Genomic DNA, 18,126 nt, shown 5'->3' on the forward strand with positions numbered 1-18,126 from the left:
AAATATCCTTTTGATGCCAAATCGAACCTTTATTGCCTTTGCCAATTCCGGAGCGTTTTGGCACGGGCAACATAGAAGACAAGTTTTTGGAGGCAGTATGACCCAATATGTGTTTCGGTTCGGCGGGGACGTATCTGACGGCGACGAAACCGTTCGTGGCAACAAAAACCTGTTGGGGGGAAAGGGCGCGAACCTCGACGGCATGGCATCGATTGGCCTGCCAGTCCCTCCCGGTTTCACCATCACCACCGAAATGTGCACGGCTTATTATGTCAATGGCCAAACCTTTCCCGACAGCGTCCGCGCGGAAGTCGCCAACGGTCTCGCGCATATCGAGAACGTAACCGGCAAGACCTTTGGCGATCCGGCAAATCCGCTGCTCGTATCAGTCCGTTCCGGCGCGCGGGTTTCTATGCCGGGCATGATGGACACGGTGCTCAATCTGGGATTGAACGACGCCACGGTGGAAGGACTTGCCGCGTCGTCGGGCGATGCGCGCTTTGCGTGGGACAGCTATCGCCGCTTCATCCAAATGTACGCCGATGTCGTTCTCGAACTCGACCATGGTGCCTTTGAAGAGGCTCTGGAGGTCGCGAAGGAAGATCAGGGCTATTATCTCGATACCGAATTAACCTCCGATGATCTGAAGGCATTGGTTGCCGCATATAAGAAGCTGGTTGAGGCCGAATGGGGCAAGCCATTTCCACAAGACGTGCATGACCAGCTTTGGGGTGCGGTCGGCGCCGTCTTTGGTTCGTGGGAATCGGACCGTGCGAAGGTCTATCGCCGCCTGAACAACATCCCCGGCGACTGGGGCACTGCGGTCAATGTGCAGGCCATGGTCTTTGGCAATATGGGTGACACATCGGCCACCGGTGTTGCCTTTACCCGCGATCCGGCCACGGGCGAAAATGCCTATTATGGCGAATATTTGATCAACGCGCAGGGTGAGGATGTCGTTGCCGGGATCCGCACGCCGCAATATCTGACCAGGGCCGCACGCGAACGTGCCGGCGCCAAGCCACTCTCGATGGAAGAAGCGATGCCCGGCGTTTATGCGGAGTTAGCGCGCGTCTTTGAAATCCTCGAAACCTATTATCGTGATATGCAGGACATCGAGTTCACCGTTGAGCGCGAAAAATTGTGGATGCTGCAAACCCGGTCGGGCAAGCGCACGGCAAAGGCCGCGCTCAAAATCGCGGTGGACATGGCCGAAGCCGGTTTGATTAGCACGGACGAGGCGGTGTTGCGGGTCGATCCGATGGCGCTCGACCAATTGCTGCACCCCACACTTGACCCCAATGCGCCGCGTGATGTGCTGACGTCCGGCTTGCCTGCGTCCCCGGGTGCGGCATCGGGCAAGATCGTGTTCGACGCCGACACGGCGGAACGCTTCAACGATATGGGCGAGGCGGTCATATTGGTCCGCATCGAAACCAGCCCCGAAGATATTCACGGCATGCATGCCGCCAAGGGCATACTGACTGCACGCGGCGGGATGACCAGCCATGCGGCGGTCGTGGCGCGCGGCATGGGACGCCCGTGCGTTTCCGGCGCGGGAAGCTTGCAGATCGATGCCGCGGCGCGCGTCCTGCGTATTGCTGGCCGCACCCTGACCGAAGGTGACATATTGACGCTCGACGGCTCGACCGGCGAAGTGATGGCTGGCGAGGTTCCGACCTTGCAGCCGGAACTGGTCGGCGACTTTGGCACTTTGATGGTGTGGGCCGATGCGGGCCGCCGGATGAAAGTGCGCGCCAACGCCGAAACGCCGCTCGACGCGCAGACAGCGCGGGATTTTGGCGCGGAAGGCATTGGCCTGTGCCGGACCGAGCATATGTTCTTCGACGCCAGCCGCATTACCGCTGTGCGCCAGATGATTTTGGCGGAGGATGAAAAAGGCCGCCGTGCCGCGCTCGACAAATTGCTGCCCGAGCAGCGCAAGGACTTTACCGCTATTTTCGAGGTTATGGCCGGGCTTCCCGTCACCATTCGCTTGCTCGATCCCCCCTTGCACGAATTCCTGCCGCATCAGGAAAGCGAATTTGCCGAAGTCGCCGAGGCTGCGGGTGTGGGCATTGAAGTGCTCAAACAGCGCGCCGCCGAACTGCACGAATTCAACCCCATGCTGGGCCATCGCGGTTGCCGGTTGGGCGTCACTTATCCCGAAATCTACGAAATGCAGGCGCGTGCGATTTTCGAGGCGGCCTGTTCGCTTGATGTCGCGCCCGTGCCTGAAATCATGATCCCGCTGGTTGGCACCAAACGCGAACTGGAATTGATGAAGGACGTCGTGGACAAGGCTGCGGAAGAGGTTTTTGCCGAACAGGGCAAACGCATCGAATATCTGGTCGGCACGATGATCGAACTGCCGCGCGCCGCGCTGATGGCCGATGAAATCGCCGAAGTCGGCAGCTTCTTCAGCTTCGGTACCAATGACCTGACCCAGACAACGCTGGGCGTCAGCCGCGACGATGCGGCCCGCTTCCTGACGCATTATGTCGACAAAGGCATCTATGCCCGCGATCCGTTCGTCAGCCTCGATGTCGAGGGTGTGGGGCAGTTGATCGAAATCGCTGTGACCAAGGGCAAGGCCACCCGTCCCGACATCAAGCTCGGTATCTGTGGGGAACATGGCGGCGATCCGGCGTCCATTGCCTTCTGCGAAAAGGTTGGCCTCGATTATGTCAGCGCCTCGCCTTATCGCGTGCCCATCGCGCGGTTGGCGGCGGCACAGGCGGCTTTGGCAAAAGGTTAGAAAAGGGGTTGCGCCCGCTGTAATCCCCTTCTAATAGCGGCGCTCCAGTGCACCCGTAGCTCAGCTGGATAGAGCATCAGACTACGAATCTGAGGGCCGGGCGTTCGAATCGCTCCGGGTGCACCACTTTCCTCTCACTGCCAAAAACCGTTCGTCTCGAGCGCAGTCGAGAGGCCAACAGTTTATGTACGCCTAAACGGTGTCTCGACTTCGCTCGACACGAACGGCTATGGGAAAGTATGAACTCCAAAAGTAAATCTGCAATCGTCCTTTTGTCCGGTGGTCTCGACTCAATGGTCGTCGCCGGTCTGGCGAAAGAGGCTGGATACGCGCTGGTCGCGTTGACCATTGATTATAATCAGCGTCACCGTATCGAATTGGAATCGGCCGCGAAAATTGCGGCGCATCTGAATGCGATTGAGCATATCATCCTGCCGCTCGATCTCACACGCTTTGGCGGATCGGCGCTGACCGCAGATATTGATGTGCCCAAGGACGGTGTGGAGGAAAATGCCATTCCGGTCACCTATGTCCCGGCGCGCAACACCATTTTTCTCTCGCTTTGTCTTGGCCTCGCCGAAGCGCGCGGTGCGAGGGATTTGTGGATTGGCGTGAATGCGCTGGATTATTCCGGCTATCCGGATTGCCGACCTGAATTTATCCGGTCGTTCGAGGCGATGGCAAATCTTGCGACCAAAGCCGGGGTAGAAGGCGATGCATTTACGGTTCACACGCCCTTGTTGCACATGAGCAAGGCCGACATCGCCACTCAAGCGGCGCGGCTCGGGCTGGACGCGGGGATGAGCTGGTCCTGCTACGACCCGACATCTGATAACAAAGCGTGCGGAAAATGCGACAGCTGTCGCCTTCGCGCAAAGGGTTTTGCCGATGCAGGGCTGGTCGACCCGACCGAATACGTATGAGCTATGCAGTCAAAGAGATTTTCCTGACGTTGCAGGGAGAGGGCGTCCATGCGGGGCGTCGTGCGGTGTTCCTGCGCTTTACCGGGTGCAATTTGTGGACCGGGCGCGAGGAAGATCGTGCCACCGCTATCTGCCAGTTTTGCGACACGGATTTTGTCGGAATGGACGGCGAAAATGGTGGTCGATATTTGGCGCAAGATCTGGCGGCGAAGGTGGAATCTCTGTGGGGTGAAGGGAAGTCGGCCCGCTATGTCGTGCTGACAGGTGGCGAACCGATGTTGCAAGTCGATGACGCACTTGTCGATGCCTTGCACGCGCATGGGTTTACCATTGCCATTGAGAGCAACGGCACAATTGCCACACATCCCCGAATTGACTGGGTCTGCATCAGCCCCAAAGCGGGGTCCGATGTTGTGCAGCGCCGGGGAGATGAATTGAAACTTGTCTGGCCGCAACAGGGTAGTGAGCCTGATTTGATGGAACAATGGGACTTTGCCAATTTTTTGATTCAACCAATGGACTGCGGTGCTGAATCTGAGAATCGGGCAAATGTTGTTGGCGCGACGGATTTTGTGATGCGCCATCCGAAATGGCGTTTGTCTTTGCAAAATCACAAGATTTTGGGGCTGCCCTGACATATGGTAAATCTGCTTGTAACGCAGGGAATATAGTGACAATCTTCCCCAAGGAGAAAAAAGGGGAGAGTGATCATGGCAAGAGCTGAACATGCACATATGCGTGCACATAAAAGCTATTCCAAGCGCATGTCGGATCATGTTGCATTTGCATTGGTGGTTTATACATTGATGCTGATCTTTCTCGTTACCCCGGCAATGGAGAATGAGGGGACGTCGATTTTCCCTTATTTCATGCTCGTAATATTCGTCGCTCTGGTCATTCCGCCGTGCAGAGGTCTGGAACGTCGCTGGCAAACCATTCAGGCTAATGATTCAGGTGATGGTGGTTTTGATACCCAATTCAAAATGGATCGGGTCAAATTGTGGATTGGCGCCATCGGTATACCTGCGGGTATTGCCGTTCTTTTTCGTGGGATTACGTCGGTCGCCTGATTGACGCTCTTGCGCCCCGCGCCTAAGCGGGGACTATGCTAAAGCCACATGAAGCGCTCGACCGCGCAGAGAATCTTGTTTCCCAAGCTATAAAAGCAGGCGCCGATGCCGCCGATGCCGTTTATGTCTGCGATGCGTCCACAGAGGTGCAGGTGCGCCTCGGCGCTCTCGAAGATGTGGCGCGTTCGGAAGGGGAGGAAATCGGCCTGCGGGTCTTTGTCGGGCAGCGTTCGGCAACCATCTCTTCGTCCAGCCTTAATCCCTCGATCCTGGCAAATCTGGTGTCCCGCGCCATCGACATGGCAAAGGAAGCGCCCGAGGACCAATATGCAGGGCTGGCCCCGCAAGATCGTTTGCTCAAGGGCGATGTTCCCGATCTGGATGTCGATGACGGGCAAGACCCCGACCCGGCTCTGCTTCGTGTCGCGGCGCTGGAATGCGAAGATGCGGCGCGCGCCGTTGCAGGTGTCACCAACAGCGAAGGCGCAGGCGCGAGCGCCGCACGCTCCATCTTCGCCTTGGCCACGAGCCATGGTTTCGCCGGTGTAAAATCCTCGACCGGCTATGGCCTGTCCGCAAGCGTGCTTGCGGGTGAGGGGGACGCCAAGGAACGCGATTATGACTGGCGCTCGGCACGCCATCTGGCCGACCTCGACAGCGCGGCAGCGATCGGACGAAGGGCTGGCGAACGCGCGGTCAAGCGGGTAAATCCCGGATCGGTAAAGAGCGGCGCGATGCCTGTGGTATTTGATCCGCGTGTCGGCAGCTCGCTGGTGGGCCATTTGCTGGGTGCGATTTCGGGCTCTTCCATTGCACGCAAGACGAGCTTCCTGCTCGATGCGAATGGCACAGCCCTGTTTGACAGCAGCCTATCGGTCATCGACGATCCATTACGCCCACGTGGCTTGTCCAGCCGTGGTTTTGATGGCGAAGGGCTGCCGACCGCACGGCGCGCCATCATCGAAAAAGGGGTGCTGACCGGATGGCTCATGGAAAGTGCCTCGGCACGGCAGTTGGGTCTGCAACCGACAGGCCATGCAAGCCGCGGCGTTAGTGGTGCACCAGGGGTCAGCACGTCCAATCTGCATTTGGAAGGCGGGTCGGGCAGCGTTGCCGACCTGATACGCGACATCAAATATGGCGTCTATGTGCACGAACTGGTGGGACAAGGCGTCAACCTGGTCACGGGCGACTACAGCCGTGGCGCCGCTGGCTTCCTGATCCTTGATGGCGAGATCGCGGGTCCCGTCAGCGAGTTTACGATCGCGGGTAACCTGAAAGATATGTTCACCGCCATGGTCGCCGCCGTCGATCTGGAGTTCATCCGCAGCAGCAATGTGCCGACATTGCGTATCGACGGAATGATGATCGCGAGTGCCTGAGCGGCTGGTCGACCGTGCTGCGGTGATTGCCGCTGTTGAGGCAGCCGCTGCATTGGCAATGACCAGTTGGCGCGACGGCGCAGCGCCCGACACGCGGGTCTGGTCAAAAAGCAACGACAGCCCGGTCAGCGATATCGATATGGAAGTAGACGTTCTGCTGAAAGAGCGCCTCACCCGCATCCTGCCCGAAGCCGCATGGCTGTCGGAAGAAACCGCGGACGACGCGGCGCGCCTGGATTCCCGTTTACTGTGGCTTGTCGACCCAATCGACGGCACGCGCGATTATGTCCGGGGACGTAATGGCTGGTGCGTTTCGGTCGCACTTGTCGCCGATGGCCAGCCATACTTCGCTATCATGGCCGCGCCTGCACAGCAGAAATTATGGGTCGCAGCGCATGGGGAAGGGGTGACCTGCAATGGAGATCGCCTCACCGGAAGTGTGCGGCAGGAGTTTGCAGGCGCGCGTGTTCCTGCCGATGAGTTGCCGAAAATCGACCATGATCTTGTAAGGGTCGCCAAGCCCAACAGCATTGCGATGCGGATGACCATGGTCGCGTGCGACCGCGCCGATCTGGTCGCGACGCTGCGCTGGGGCCATGAATGGGACGTCGCAGCGGCGCATCTGGTGGCGCAAGAGGCGGGCGCGGTGGTATCCGATGCGCTGGGACAGCCACTGACATATAACAAGCGTGATCCAAGAGATTTTGGCCTGATCTGCTGTGCGCCGGGAATTCATGAGGCGGCGGTTCAGCGGCTTGAGGACCGGGCGCGCAAATATATGGCGCCCTAAACCCTCGGCCGCGTCCAGAGGCCGCTTCGGTCCATGGGACGGGGGTTATTGGCGACAGCATCGGCGAATGCCGTTTTGACCCAACGGAATTTCTCGGGACGGCTGGTATATATACGCTGATCCCACGCATGTTCGCCTGCGCTGCGGACTTGCCGGGCGATATCGCCATAAATGCCGGCTGCGGACAGTACCGCCCAGCGCGCGCGAAAGGGGAGTTCGACCGCCCCAATACGCGCCGAAGCTTCATATTGCTCTGCCTCATCAGCAAGCCAGCGGCCCATCAGTGCGAGCTTTTTCCGGTTATGTGGCCGCATATGCTCGCCGGGGCCGATATCCAGTGTCGCCAGCCAGTCGTCCGGCAGGTAACACCGCCCCGCAGCATCATCCTCGGCAATATCACGCGCAATATTGGCCAATTGGAAGGCAAGGCCGAGGTCGCATGCACGGTCGAGTGTTGCTTCCTCGTCCGGGGATACGCCCATCACCACCGCCATCATGACGCCGACTGCGCCTGCAACATGGTAGCAATAGCGGTAAAGATCATTTTCCCGCCGGGGGTGCCAGTCGGCGGCATCCAGCGCGAAGCCTTCGATCACATCTTCGGCCATTTTTGCGGTTAATCCGCACTCGCGCGCAACAATAGCCAAGCAATCAAATGCAGGCTCGCCAGTCGGTGTGCCTTCCAATGCCTTGGCTGTCAGATCGCGGATGATGGCAAGCCGCTCCAGCGGGTCATCGACAACCGCCATCGCCCCGCCATGGTCCTGTCCGTCGGCCATGTCATCGCATTTGCGGCACCAGGCATAGAGCAACCACACCCGTTCACGCGTCGTGCGGTCGAACAGGCGGCTGGCAAAACGGAAGGATTTGGAACCGCGCGCAATGCTTTCCTGCGCGAAAGCGACGAGCGCGGCGCGGTCTCTCACAAATCGTCCGCTTTCATCTGGAAGATCGTCTTGTGCGGGACATAGGCCGCCATTTTGCCGAGCAAACCGTCCAGCGTTTCATCGACGATCATGATCCCCGCATGTTGGGGCCGGATGAAACCGACATTGATCATCTTCGCGTTGAACGCAATCAACTCATCGTAAAAGCCCGCCACATTCAAAACACCCACGGGTTTTTGATGATAGCCCAATTGTGACCAGCTTATCGCCTCCCACAATTCATCCATTGTGCCGACGCCGCCCGGAATAGTGATGAACCCATCGGACAAATCGGTAAAGCGCGCCTTGCGTTCATGCATTCCCGATACGACGTACAATTGCGTGCAGCCCTTATGTGCGACTTCGGCACCAACCAACGCTTCCGGAATGATGCCGATCACTTCGCCGCCCGCCGCCAAGGCCGAATCCGCGACCGCACCCATCAACCCCAACCGGCCACCGCCATAGACGACACCAATTCCGCGTTCGGCGAGCAAGCGCCCGACAGTGCGGGCTGTCTCGATATAGATAGTGTCCTCAGGTGTTGCCGAACCGCAATAAACCGCAAGTCGCTTCACTATTTCAAATCCTCCAAAATCAGAGCCGCCGTTGCCTTTGCGCTGCCAACGACACCGGGTATTCCTGCACCAGGATGCGTACCAGCGCCAACAAAATACAGGTTGGGAATGGCATCGTCGCGGTTGTGCGCTCGCATATAGGCCGACTGCCATAATACCGGTTCAAGGCTAAATGCGCTGCCCAGATGCGCGGACAGGTCGCGGCCGAAATCTGCCGGTGTATAATGGAATTGGGTCATAATCCGCGAACGGATGTCGGGGATCAGGCGACGTTCCAGTTCATCCAATATCCGTTCTTTCAAGGCGTCGGCCACATCACCATCCCAATCGAGCGGTGCCTTGCCCATATGGGCAACGGGCGCGAGCACGTAGAAGGTCGAGCAACCTTCAGGCGCAAGGCTTGGGTCGGTGACGGTGGGATGATGCAGATAAAGCGAGAAATCCTTGGGCAGCACGCCATTTTTGTAAATGTCGTCGAGCAAGCCTTTATACCGCGGGCCGAACAGGATCATGTGATGGGGAATGCCCGGCCAGGTGCCTTTGATACCCAGATGCAAAACGAACAGCGACGGCGACCAGCTTTTCCGGTTCAGCGACTTTGCCGCGCGCTCGCCGCGCTTATTGCTGGTGAGCAGATCCCGATATGTATGCATCAAATCGCCGTTGGATGCAGCAACATCGCAATCCATGCGCCAACCCGATTTGGTGCGAACGCCGATGACTTTGTCGCCGCGCGTTTCGATTTCTTCCACCGGGTCACCCAGCCTTAGTGTACCGCCAAGCCGTTCAAAATGCGTAACCATCGCAGCGACCAGCCTGTTGGTACCGCCCTTGGCAAACCAGACTCCGCCTTCTTTTTCAATCGTGTGGATCAGGGCGTAAATCGCGCTGGTCGACATAGGGTTTCCGCCCACCAAAAGCGTATGGAAAGACAGGGCTTCGCGCAGCTTTTCGTCTTTGACGTAAGAGGATACGATCGAATAGACCGAGCGCCACGCCTGATATTTCATCAAGGCAGGCGCTGCCTTTATCATCGAAGCGAAGTCCAGAAACGCGACCGAACCCAGCTTTTGATAGCCTTCCTTGAATACACCCTTTGAGTATTCAAGGAATTTGCGATAGCCTTCGACATCGTCCGGGTTTAGTTTTTCTATTTCCGCCTTCAACCCCGGCGCATCATTGGAATAATCGAAATTGGTGCCGTCGGACCAGTTCAGCCGGTAAAAGGGGAAGACCGGCATCAGTTCGATGTCGTCGGCCATTTTGTGACCCGATACGCTCCATAACTCCTCAAGGCAGGGCGGGTCGGTGATGACGGTTGGTCCGCCGTCGAAGGTAAAGCCGTCCTTTTCCCAATAATAGCCGCGCCCGCCGGGCTTGTCCCGTGCTTCGATTATGGTCGTGGCGACGCCTGCGGATTGCAAACGCATGGCAAGTGCCAGTCCGCCAAATCCGGCGCCTATGATTGCTGCGGTTTTCATTTCTTTTTGCTCCGGATCGCGGTGATGGCTCTTCCGATAGGAATGGGCGGCTTGCCAGACAATATGCGCGCCTTGTCACCGCCGCTCGTCTTTCCCGCATAGAAGCGTTCGATCAATCCGGGCTTTAACCTGTAGAAGCGCTCGAGGATTTTGTAGCGTTCCGAAGCTTCTGCGCCGCGGAACAGCATCCGGTTCAACATTCGGTAGAATTTCCCGCTCTGCCAATGTTCCTGCACGCGTTGCCGCATGATCATGTTCAATTTATCGCCATCGAGATCGGGCTGTTCGGCAATGAAAATGGCGTTGCGAACCGCATCGGGAAGCGAATAGCTGGTAACGTGCTGGAAAAAAGCGCCGCGTGCACCGGCCTTGGCTGTCCGGCCGCTGCCGCTTGCCCAATAACTCTCCAGGTCGCCCCCCATGACGACGGGCAAAACGCCGTTTTCTTCGCGCAACACACGCTCTACTTTCCAACCCTTACCGTCGGCATATTCGGCCAACCGCTGTCGCAATCGGCGGGGATCGTGGTTGGGCGTATCGCTATAATATGTGTCTTCGACAAAGATCTTGTCCATGCCAAAGGGCAGCACATAGACGAACCGGTACCCGTCATATTGCTCCACGGTCGCATCCATGACGATGGGTTTGGTGAGATTATGTGGTTCGGACAATTGCATGAGCTGCCCGGTAAATTTCTGCCACCCGCAGTCCAGATGATTAAGATCACCTGCGCCGCGCACGTCGATTACACCGCCTGCATTGATTCGCTGCGCCCCGTCAAGCACGACCAGACGCGGGGACACCGCTTTTACTTCGCGGCCAAGCATCATGGCCGATGCAGGCAGATTATGCCGTAAAACCCAGTCGAGCCTCTCCGATTCTATCGTGTAATAGATATTTTCGAGCGACCGGCTATGCGCGGGAAAGCGTACTTCATATCCGGACCAGCCATAGGTCACCAATGGCGCAGTTAACCACCGATGTTCGGGCAATATGTCGCTCGCAAAATAGCTCCATATATGGTTGCCGCCAAAGCTGTCGCCCTGTTCGATGAGCACGATTTTCAATTCCGGCCGCATTTTGGCGAGCGCCAGCGCAATCAGCCCGCCAGCAAGCCCGCCGCCGACTATCGCAAAATCAACTTTTATATTATCCCGGTTCACCCTCCGGCTCTAGCGCAGGCATTTTACAAGGGAAAGCCTTGTGCCAACGAAATACACAGCTTTCTGGGTGGTTGACAATTGGAGCGGGAATGGGGACGAAAGCGATATGGTTCATACAGCTAAAGTGATCGCCATCTACAGCCTGAAAGGCGGTGTCGGTAAAACAACATTGACCGTTAACCTGGCGGCAGAGGCGGCATTGCGGCGCGAAAAGAAAACGTTGCTATGGGATCTTGATCCGCAATCGGCTTCCAGTTTCATTCTTGGCTATGACCCTGAAAAAAAATCGAAAGCACGTTCGGTTTTTGAAAGAGATGTCGAGCCGGGAAAGCTGATCGTTCCAACGGGGATTTCGGGATTGGACTTGCTTCCCGCCGATATATCACTGCGCGGGCTAGATGGATTTTTCAATTCGTTGGGCAAAAAGAAACGCTTGGCGAAGCTGGTCGAAACGATCAGTGGAAAATATGACCGGATTTTTCTGGATTGTCCGCCAGGCCTGACCGAAACCAGCGAACAGATGATGCGGGCCGCCGATATCATCATTGTGCCCGTCATCCCGTCGCCTCTATCGCAGCGTGCGTTGGAAGATGTCGTGTCGCATCTCAAAGACCATCACAAAGGGCACGCACCCTTGCTGCCGGTATTTTCGATGGTTGATCGCAGACGCAATCTGCATGTGGCGGCCCTGTCGGCCAACCCCGATTGGCCCCGCATCCCGATGGCCAGCGCCGTCGAAATGATGGCGGTGCATCGATCTCCGGTGGGTGTTTTTGCTCATCGCTCGCCTTCGGGTGAAGCTTTCCACATGCTAGCGGGAGCTATCGAACGTAAGCTTGCCAAGTTGAAAGACTAAAGGAGGGGGTATGCGGAAAAAATGGCTTTGGACGCTGCTTGGGGTAGTAGCGTTGGTGGGTGCGGTCGGCTATGTGAAGCGCGACGCCATCGCCATGAACCTTCTCAATCGCGGTGCCGATGCCGCCATGGCGCGCAATGCGCTGACAGATTTGCCCAAGGACCAACTGCACGTCGCTTTCTGCGGGACAGGCTCTCCACTTCCGAGCCGCGACCGCGCGGCGGCCTGTACAGCTGTGATCGCGGATGGACGGATTTTCATATTCGATATGGGCGAAGGATCAGGCGAAACCTTGTCGCTGATGGGCATGCCGTTAGGCAAGATCGAGGGCGTCTGGCTGACCCATTTGCACAGCGACCATTTCGAAGGCTTAGGCCCCTTCACCCTGCAACGCTGGGCAGGAAGCAGCGCCGCGACGCCGCTTGCGGTATACGGGCCTGAAGGTGTTCTGGAGATTACCGCGGGCTATAACGCAGTCTACCGCATCGATTCCACCTATCGCATTGCCCATCACGGCGCTGATGTGGTGAAGCCTTCGGGCTATGGAATGGCGGGCAAAGCCATCGCGCCGGGACCTGTTTATGATGACGGCGGCATCCGGATCACCGCCTTTGCCGTAGACCATGGCCCGATCAAGCCCGCCCTTGGTTACCGCGTTGACTGGAAAGGCCGTAGCGTGACGATCAGCGGCGATACCGCGTTCACCCCGGGACTTGCCAAAGCTGCCAAAAGGTCAGACCTGTATGTCAGCGAACTTCTGTCGCCGCGCATGGTCCAGATACTGGAAAACAGCGCGCGCAAGGCGGGCAACGCCAATAGGGCGAAAATCTTCAGCGATATCCAGAACTATCATATCAGCCCCGAACAAGCCGCCGATGTCGCAAAAAGCGCAGGTGTCGGTATGCTCGCCTTCACGCATATCGTGCCATCGGTGCCCAAGCCGCTGGAATTTGCGCTGACCGGCACGGCATCGGAGCATTTCGCAGGCCCCATAAAGGTCATGCATGATGGCGATGTCATCAGCATTTCGGGCAAGAATGAATTTAAAACTCAGAATTTGCTAAGTCGCTAAGTGCCGGAGTATGGGGGGCTATGGAATATGCTCTCACTGTGCTGTTATCCGCTTTGGCGATGACCCTGATCGTGGGTGTCCGCTATCTTGTGGTCAGCGGAGCTTTTGCGTGGGCAACGCGGGTGAAGTATCCAAAACTCTACGCGGGGCTCGAACCGCAAATGCGCCGCGAAATCGGCTGGAGTCTAGCGAGCGCCGCCATTTACGGAATTCCGGCCGGCATTGTCGCCTGGGGCTGGGACAGTCAGGGCTGGACGTTGATTTACCGGAACTGGTCGGAACATCCGCTCTGGTATGTTCCTTTGTCCATTGTTTTGTACCTGATCGCGCACGATAGCTGGTTTTATTGGACCCACCGGCTGATGCACCGCCCATGGTGGTTTAAAAAGGCGCATGCCGTCCATCACGAAAGCCGCCCGCCGACCGCGTGGGCCGCGATGTCGTTCCACCCGTGGGAGGCTCTGACCGGCGCGCTTATCATCCCTATTCTTACGTTCATTATTCCTATTCATGTTGGCGCAATTGGCGTTGTGCTCACTGTGATGACGGTTATGGGTGTAACCAATCATATGGGGTGGGAGCTGTTTCCCAGATTCATGGTTAACGGCAAATTAGGAAAATGGCTGATAACAGCAACGCACCACCAGAAACATCATGAAGCATATCGGGGGAATTATGGGCTTTATTTCAGATTTTGGGACAAGATTTGCGGCACGGACCTTGGTCTTGGCGATTGGGGTAACGGCGCTGGTACCCGGAACAGCACTTGACGCAACGTCGACTACATCGACCCTGGATTTGAGCATTTATGGTTTGCGGAGCATGAAAGGCAATGTCCTTGTCTGCGTTACCGCAAATCCCAAATTTTTTCCAGATTGTAGCAAAGACCCCAAAAGCCATCGCGCCAAGGTCGCAGCATCCAATGCGGCCAATATCAGCTTTGACGGTTTGGAGCAGGGAACTTATGCTGTTGCGCTGATCCATGATGAAAATGCGAATAGCAAAATGGATATGGCGATTTTCCTGCCTAAGGAAGGCTTTGGTTTCTCCCGTAACCCGGTCATCGTGGCGGGGCCACCCCGGTTCAAAGCAGCTGCATTTGCGATTGACGCCGCCGAAGTTAGCCAACGCGTGAAAATGAAATACATGCTTTGATAAATCGTCTATGCAATCCGCATGGAACGAATTGTCAATTTGGCTTGTTTGTGGATAAGTCGCAAACAGGAGCATGCCATGAGTTTCGCTTTCACCCTTGCCAAGATATCGGTACTTACGCTCGTCTTCTCGTCCGTGTCCTTAAATGCTCAGGCACCGGAAACTGAAAGTTCGAAGGCCGATGCCCCTGATCGGGGCGTCTTTGCCGGAGACTGGCTCACAATTGGAATCGGCGGTGGCTATGGTCCCAGCTATGAAGGCTCAGACGATTACACCCTGTTCCCCGCGCCATTAGCGCAAGGAAGCGTTAGCGGTTTTGATTTTGGCGCGCGTGGCCCGGGCCTCTACGTCGATCTGGTTCGCGACACGAACGCCAATGGAAATGTGAAATTCCTGGCCGGGCCGCTAGTCCGTGTTCGTACCGATCGCAATAACAACATCAAGGACAGCGTTGTGCGATCACTCGGCAAAAAAGATGTGGCTATCGAAATCGGCGCGACGGCAGGCGTGTCCTTTTCCAAAGTGCTCAATCGCTTTGACAGCCTAACTCTATCCACCGATATCCAGTGGGACGTAGCCGAGGCGCATCGCGGTCGCCTCATCAGCCCGAACATCAGCTATTCCACACCGCTATCCACCGCTGTTTTTACAAGCCTCAGCCTGTCGGCGACCCATGTCGATGGCAATTATGCCGATACCTATTTCAGCATTGACGCAGCGGGCAGCGCGGCAAGCGGCCTGCCGACATTTGATGCCAAGGGCGGCTGGAAAAGCTACGGCGCATCGCTGCTTGGCGGTGTCGATCTGTCGGGTGATGCGCGCGATGGCGGCTGGGGTGTGTTCGGCCTCGTCAGCTATTCAAAGCTGATTGGTGACGCGAAACGATCCCCCGTAACATCCATCCGCGGAGATGCGGACCAGTGGTTTCTAGCCGGTGGCATCAGCTATACTTTTTAGGAAAGACCGGCTTTAACCAGTTGGAAATGTTGATTGGGCTATGCAGTCTTTATAAAAAAGGGCGCGCATATGAAACATTCTTCAAGTGAAAAATCTCCGGAAGCCAGCCCGTCGGTTGGATATAGCCGTGAAAGCAGGGCAAGCTGGATCGGTTCCAAGCTTGCACAATCAACCGGTATCGGTGTGGACCAACTTGATGCGGTACATAATTATATGTGGCTGCGTATCTTACAAAGCAATGCGGCAACGCCGACTGCGGAAAATGAGGCCGACCATCTCGCGATGCACATCGTGAAACTGTCCTTGCTGGCAGAGAACGCCGCCGCCCAAGGCGGCCCGAAAGCCGCCATGGCCGCCGTAATGCAAGCGCGCGGGGACGAAGTCGACCCGTTGCTGGCCCAGAATTTCCTGAAGCTCGCCAGCTCCTCCATCTTCTGGATGGCACTGGATTCAGCGGGGGAAGCGCGGGCGTAATTTTGCCACTGGTTTAGGGTGATCGTCCCCAACCGCAATGTGCTGCATGAGCCCGCATTGCCTCAATAAAGGCGCGCGCTGACGGCAGGTTGCTTCGGCTAGCCTCGAACAGGAGGCTGACCGGAAGCCACTCAGGCTGATCGGGCTTCAAGACCTCAATCAACCGTCCCGCATCGATAGCGTCCTCAACCTGGTAATCGAGAAAATTTGCAAGGCCCACGCCTGCTTCGGCAGCAAAAACCGCAGCAGCCACAGTGTTGAGAACGATGCGTGGCTTGGCCGGTACAGTCTTTCGACCATCGAAGCGCCATTCGGTAGCAGCCCTTGGCCCCGAAGAAGCGATCAGTCGGTGAGATTGCAGAGCGCTCGCACTGGCCGGAACGCCGTGACGCGCGAGATAGGCAGGGCTAGCGACAATCATGGGTCGCACCGTCCCGATTCTGATCGTCCGCAGAGATGAATTAGCAAGCGAACCGATCCGCACCGCGACGTCGATTCCTTCTTCGATCACGCGAATGTTGCGGTCGACGAGCATCATTCGAACATCAAGTGCCGGATAACGGTCGATCAGGTCGGCGATCACGGGCAGCACGTGCATTTGCCCAAAGATAACAGAGGCAGTGATCTGAAATGTTCCCTGTGGTTCGGACAGGGTGCCCGATAGCGAGCGTTCGGCATCGGCAAGGTCCGCCAAGATCCTCTTGGCTCGGTCCACAAAGCCTGCACCTTCGTCGGTCAGTGATACCGCGCGTGTCGAACGGTGAAACAATACTGCCCCCAATCGCGCCTCGAGTTCCGAAATGCCACGCGTCACCACTGGGGGTGAAATTTGCAATGCTCGCGCAGCGCCAGCAAAGCTGCCCCGATCTGCCACCGCCAGAAACATTTCGATCGTATGCAAGCGGTCCATCGATTATTCCTGAATCAGAAATAGTGTTTCACGTAAAATGTAGATTATCATGATTTTATCAATGTTGTAGCTGTGGTCAACCAAATGTTGGAGTTCGCAAGATGGCAAGAAACTACGTCCACACATTATTCACTGACGTCGCCCGCGCGATGCAGGAAGTAGACGGGTCGCGTTCGACCTATGCACGGATGGAGGAGGGGGCCGACGGCACACCCGATCTAATGACAGATAAGGAAGCCGGATTTATCGCCGCGCGCGACAGCTTCTATATTGCCAGCGTGACGCCCGAGGGTTGGCCCTATGTCCAGCATCGCGGGGGGGCGGCGGGGTTTCTCCGCGCTTTATCTGGCAACCGGCTGGGTTTTGCTGACTATCAAGGCAACCGGCAGCATGTGAGCAATTCGAACCTTGTCACCGAACCGCGTGTTTCGCTATTCCTGATGGATTATCCAAACCGCCGCCGCCTGAAAATTTTGGGCCAGGCGCAGGTCGTAAGCGCAGCGCAAGATGCGGCGCTGATCACCTCGTTGATGCCCGATGGGTATAAGGCAATGCCGGAGCGCGCCTATATAATCGACGTTGTTGGCTTCGACTGGAATTGCCCCCAGCATATCACGCCTCGCTTTACCGAATCTGAAATTTCGGCTGTTATTCAACCGCTTAATACCGAACTCAACCATCTGCGCGCTGAAGTCGAGGCTTTGCGTGCCATATCCAAAGGAGAATGAACATGAGCAAAGCCCTTACCAACGGAGCGCATCATATTGGGCTCACCGTGCCTGACCTTGATGCGGCCACCGACTTTTTCTGTGCTGCTCTTGGTTTTAGCGAAGTTGGCGGAAATCCGGACTATCCCTCCAAGTTCGTCAGCGACGGCGGCACGTTGTTGACTTTGTGGCAGGCGGCCGAGCCAGCCAGTGCGACGCCGTTCGATCGCAAAGCGAACATCGGCCTCCACCATCTCGCCTTGGGAGTAGCTGACGATGCTGCGCTTGGGGTTATACATTCGCGGGTCAGGGCGCATCCGGGTACGACAATCGAGTTCGCGCCCGAGCCAATCCGCGAAGGGTCGGCGACGCGGCATTTTATCTGCGCGATGCCCGGTGGCATCCGCATCGAATTTGCAACGCCTTTCGCCTGACCTTAGATGGAAAAGCGCCCTCCCGTACCGCCGTTTACCCGCGAATCCGCCGCGCACAAAGTCCGTGCAGCTGAGGACGCTTGGAACGGGCGTGATCCTGCCAAGGTCGCGCTCGCCTACACGCCCGACAGCCAGTGGCGAAACCGCGATCAGTTCATTCGCAGCCGCCTCGAGATCGAGGCGTTTCTCTCGCATAAATGGGCGCGCGAGCACGAATATCGTCTCATCAAGGAGTTGTGGGCGCACGATGCCAACCGCATCGCGGTCCGCTTCGCTTATGAATGGCACGACGGAAGCGGCCAATGGTGGCGCAGCTACGGTAATGAAAATTGGGGATTCGACGAACATGGTTTTATGGCAACGCGTCATGCGAGCATTAATGATCTGGCCATCGACAAAACCGAAAGGTTGTTGCGATGGGATAGAGGGCGCGACGGAGGCCGCCGCCCGGACGATCATGCCGGGCTATCCGAATTGGGGCTTTGATTAG

The 18,126-nt window shown here is 57.1% G+C and carries 20 protein-coding genes and 1 tRNA gene; 16 read left to right on the forward strand and 5 right to left on the reverse strand.

Going from position 1 to position 18,126, the window contains the following annotated elements; genetic code table 11:
- Nucleotides 1–97 precede the first annotated feature (97 nt).
- From ppdK to EUU23_RS01160, 7 genes are all read left to right on the forward strand, one after another.
- Nucleotides 98–2,758, forward strand: coding sequence for a pyruvate, phosphate dikinase (gene ppdK / locus EUU23_RS01130; protein ID WP_160352301.1), 2,661 nt, complete (start codon nucleotides 98–100; stop codon nucleotides 2,756–2,758).
- Nucleotides 2,759–2,807: 49 nt separating this feature from the next.
- Nucleotides 2,808–2,884: transfer RNA gene (locus EUU23_RS01135), tRNA-Arg, on the forward strand.
- Between the two features lie 113 nt (nucleotides 2,885–2,997).
- Nucleotides 2,998–3,681: a 7-cyano-7-deazaguanine synthase QueC gene (gene queC / locus EUU23_RS01140; RefSeq protein ID WP_160352302.1), complete on the forward strand. Its 684-nt coding sequence runs from the start codon at nucleotides 2,998–3,000 to the stop codon at nucleotides 3,679–3,681.
- On the forward strand, nucleotides 3,678–4,316 hold the full coding sequence (gene queE / locus EUU23_RS01145; RefSeq protein ID WP_160352303.1) for a 7-carboxy-7-deazaguanine synthase: 639 nt from the start codon (nucleotides 3,678–3,680) through the stop codon (nucleotides 4,314–4,316). The genes queC and queE overlap by 4 nt, the downstream gene beginning before the upstream one ends.
- A 75-nt stretch (nucleotides 4,317–4,391) precedes the next feature.
- Nucleotides 4,392–4,751, forward strand: a complete 360-nt coding sequence (locus EUU23_RS01150) for a hypothetical protein (RefSeq protein WP_160352304.1) — start codon at nucleotides 4,392–4,394, stop codon at nucleotides 4,749–4,751.
- 35 nt (nucleotides 4,752–4,786) lie between these two features.
- On the forward strand, nucleotides 4,787–6,133 hold the full coding sequence (locus tag EUU23_RS01155) for a TldD/PmbA family protein (RefSeq protein ID WP_160352305.1): 1,347 nt from the start codon (nucleotides 4,787–4,789) through the stop codon (nucleotides 6,131–6,133).
- Nucleotides 6,126–6,923, forward strand: coding sequence for an inositol monophosphatase family protein (locus tag EUU23_RS01160; protein ID WP_160352306.1), 798 nt, complete (start codon nucleotides 6,126–6,128; stop codon nucleotides 6,921–6,923). Before EUU23_RS01155 ends, EUU23_RS01160 begins: the two co-directional genes overlap by 8 nt.
- On the opposite strand, the gene EUU23_RS01165 is transcribed toward EUU23_RS01160, so the two are convergent.
- Genes EUU23_RS01165 through crtY form a run of 4 tightly spaced genes read right to left on the reverse strand, consistent with a single transcriptional unit; the run spans nucleotide 6,920 to nucleotide 11,071 of the window.
- Nucleotides 6,920–7,849 (reverse strand): squalene/phytoene synthase family protein, encoded by a 930-nt coding sequence (locus EUU23_RS01165; RefSeq protein ID WP_160352307.1) that lies wholly within the window; start codon nucleotides 7,847–7,849, stop codon nucleotides 6,920–6,922. The genes EUU23_RS01160 and EUU23_RS01165 overlap by 4 nt on opposite strands.
- On the reverse strand, nucleotides 7,846–8,427 hold the full coding sequence (locus EUU23_RS01170; RefSeq protein WP_160352308.1) for a TIGR00730 family Rossman fold protein: 582 nt from the start codon (nucleotides 8,425–8,427) through the stop codon (nucleotides 7,846–7,848). The genes EUU23_RS01165 and EUU23_RS01170 overlap by 4 nt, the downstream gene beginning before the upstream one ends.
- Nucleotides 8,427–9,908 carry a phytoene desaturase gene (locus EUU23_RS01175; RefSeq protein ID WP_160352309.1) on the reverse strand — a complete coding sequence of 494 codons (1,482 nt, stop codon included), beginning with the start codon at nucleotides 9,906–9,908 and terminating at the stop codon, nucleotides 8,427–8,429. Before EUU23_RS01175 ends, EUU23_RS01170 begins: the two co-directional genes overlap by 1 nt.
- Nucleotides 9,905–11,071 carry a lycopene beta-cyclase CrtY gene (crtY, locus tag EUU23_RS01180; protein WP_343032667.1) on the reverse strand — a complete coding sequence of 389 codons (1,167 nt, stop codon included), beginning with the start codon at nucleotides 11,069–11,071 and terminating at the stop codon, nucleotides 9,905–9,907. Before crtY ends, EUU23_RS01175 begins: the two co-directional genes overlap by 4 nt.
- Nucleotides 11,072–11,177: 106 nt before the next feature.
- On the opposite strand from crtY, the gene EUU23_RS01185 reads away from it, so the two are divergent.
- The 6 genes from EUU23_RS01185 to EUU23_RS01210 all read left to right on the forward strand — a co-directional run bounded on the left by EUU23_RS01185 (nucleotide 11,178) and on the right by EUU23_RS01210 (nucleotide 15,585).
- Nucleotides 11,178–11,927 carry a ParA family protein gene (locus EUU23_RS01185; protein WP_160352310.1) on the forward strand — a complete coding sequence of 250 codons (750 nt, stop codon included), beginning with the start codon at nucleotides 11,178–11,180 and terminating at the stop codon, nucleotides 11,925–11,927.
- Nucleotides 11,928–11,937: 10 nt separating this feature from the next.
- Complete coding sequence (locus EUU23_RS01190) at nucleotides 11,938–12,999, forward strand: MBL fold metallo-hydrolase (protein WP_160352311.1); 1,062 nt, start codon at nucleotides 11,938–11,940, stop codon at nucleotides 12,997–12,999.
- 20 nt (nucleotides 13,000–13,019) lie between these two features.
- On the forward strand, nucleotides 13,020–13,769 hold the full coding sequence (locus EUU23_RS01195) for a sterol desaturase family protein (protein ID WP_160352312.1): 750 nt from the start codon (nucleotides 13,020–13,022) through the stop codon (nucleotides 13,767–13,769).
- Nucleotides 13,726–14,154: a DUF2141 domain-containing protein gene (locus tag EUU23_RS01200; RefSeq protein WP_246155993.1), complete on the forward strand. Its 429-nt coding sequence runs from the start codon at nucleotides 13,726–13,728 to the stop codon at nucleotides 14,152–14,154. The genes EUU23_RS01195 and EUU23_RS01200 overlap by 44 nt, the downstream gene beginning before the upstream one ends.
- Nucleotides 14,155–14,232: 78 nt before the next feature.
- Nucleotides 14,233–15,111, forward strand: a complete 879-nt coding sequence (locus EUU23_RS01205) for a MipA/OmpV family protein (protein WP_160352314.1) — start codon at nucleotides 14,233–14,235, stop codon at nucleotides 15,109–15,111.
- Nucleotides 15,112–15,180: 69 nt separating this feature from the next.
- Nucleotides 15,181–15,585 carry a hypothetical protein gene (locus EUU23_RS01210; RefSeq protein ID WP_160352315.1) on the forward strand — a complete coding sequence of 135 codons (405 nt, stop codon included), beginning with the start codon at nucleotides 15,181–15,183 and terminating at the stop codon, nucleotides 15,583–15,585.
- A gap of 13 nt (nucleotides 15,586–15,598) precedes the next feature.
- On the opposite strand, the gene EUU23_RS01215 is transcribed toward EUU23_RS01210, so the two are convergent.
- A complete protein-coding gene (locus EUU23_RS01215; RefSeq protein ID WP_160352316.1) occupies nucleotides 15,599–16,495 on the reverse strand; it encodes a LysR substrate-binding domain-containing protein in 897 nt (298 codons plus the stop codon).
- A gap of 101 nt (nucleotides 16,496–16,596) precedes the next feature.
- On the opposite strand from EUU23_RS01215, the gene EUU23_RS01220 reads away from it, so the two are divergent.
- From EUU23_RS01220 to EUU23_RS01230, 3 genes are read left to right on the forward strand one after another with little or no spacing between them, the layout of a single operon-like run.
- Nucleotides 16,597–17,223, forward strand: coding sequence for a pyridoxamine 5'-phosphate oxidase family protein (locus EUU23_RS01220; protein ID WP_160352317.1), 627 nt, complete (start codon nucleotides 16,597–16,599; stop codon nucleotides 17,221–17,223).
- Nucleotides 17,224–17,225: 2 nt separating this feature from the next.
- Nucleotides 17,226–17,636: a VOC family protein gene (locus EUU23_RS01225; RefSeq protein WP_160352318.1), complete on the forward strand. Its 411-nt coding sequence runs from the start codon at nucleotides 17,226–17,228 to the stop codon at nucleotides 17,634–17,636.
- A 6-nt stretch (nucleotides 17,637–17,642) separates the two neighbouring features.
- Nucleotides 17,643–18,122, forward strand: coding sequence for a nuclear transport factor 2 family protein (locus tag EUU23_RS01230; protein ID WP_160352319.1), 480 nt, complete (start codon nucleotides 17,643–17,645; stop codon nucleotides 18,120–18,122).
- Nucleotides 18,123–18,126: the final 4 nt, after the last annotated feature.

It is taken from the genome of Sphingorhabdus profundilacus (assembly GCF_009769755.1).
Lineage (GTDB): Bacteria > Pseudomonadota > Alphaproteobacteria > Sphingomonadales > Sphingomonadaceae > Sphingorhabdus_B > Sphingorhabdus_B profundilacus.

Excerpts from the sequence above, each read along its gene's own strand:
- ppdK (WP_160352301.1), top strand. The coding sequence starts at position 98 with ATGACCCAATATGTGTTTCGGTTCGGCGGGGACGTATCTGACGGCGAC.
- queC (WP_160352302.1), top strand. The coding sequence starts at position 2,998 with ATGAACTCCAAAAGTAAATCTGCAATCGTCCTTTTGTCCGGTGGTCTC.
- queE (WP_160352303.1), top strand. The coding sequence starts at position 3,678 with ATGAGCTATGCAGTCAAAGAGATTTTCCTGACGTTGCAGGGAGAGGGC.
- EUU23_RS01150 (WP_160352304.1), top strand. The coding sequence starts at position 4,392 with ATGGCAAGAGCTGAACATGCACATATGCGTGCACATAAAAGCTATTCC.
- EUU23_RS01155 (WP_160352305.1), top strand. The coding sequence starts at position 4,787 with ATGCTAAAGCCACATGAAGCGCTCGACCGCGCAGAGAATCTTGTTTCC.
- EUU23_RS01175 (WP_160352309.1), bottom strand. The coding sequence starts at position 9,908 with ATGAAAACCGCAGCAATCATAGGCGCCGGATTTGGCGGACTGGCACTT.
- EUU23_RS01185 (WP_160352310.1), top strand. The coding sequence starts at position 11,178 with ATGGTTCATACAGCTAAAGTGATCGCCATCTACAGCCTGAAAGGCGGT.
- EUU23_RS01190 (WP_160352311.1), top strand. The coding sequence starts at position 11,938 with ATGCGGAAAAAATGGCTTTGGACGCTGCTTGGGGTAGTAGCGTTGGTG.
- EUU23_RS01195 (WP_160352312.1), top strand. The coding sequence starts at position 13,020 with ATGGAATATGCTCTCACTGTGCTGTTATCCGCTTTGGCGATGACCCTG.
- EUU23_RS01205 (WP_160352314.1), top strand. The coding sequence starts at position 14,233 with ATGAGTTTCGCTTTCACCCTTGCCAAGATATCGGTACTTACGCTCGTC.
- EUU23_RS01210 (WP_160352315.1), top strand. The coding sequence starts at position 15,181 with ATGAAACATTCTTCAAGTGAAAAATCTCCGGAAGCCAGCCCGTCGGTT.
- EUU23_RS01215 (WP_160352316.1), bottom strand. The coding sequence starts at position 16,495 with ATGGACCGCTTGCATACGATCGAAATGTTTCTGGCGGTGGCAGATCGG.
- EUU23_RS01220 (WP_160352317.1), top strand. The coding sequence starts at position 16,597 with ATGGCAAGAAACTACGTCCACACATTATTCACTGACGTCGCCCGCGCG.
- EUU23_RS01225 (WP_160352318.1), top strand. The coding sequence starts at position 17,226 with ATGAGCAAAGCCCTTACCAACGGAGCGCATCATATTGGGCTCACCGTG.
- EUU23_RS01230 (WP_160352319.1), top strand. The coding sequence starts at position 17,643 with ATGGAAAAGCGCCCTCCCGTACCGCCGTTTACCCGCGAATCCGCCGCG.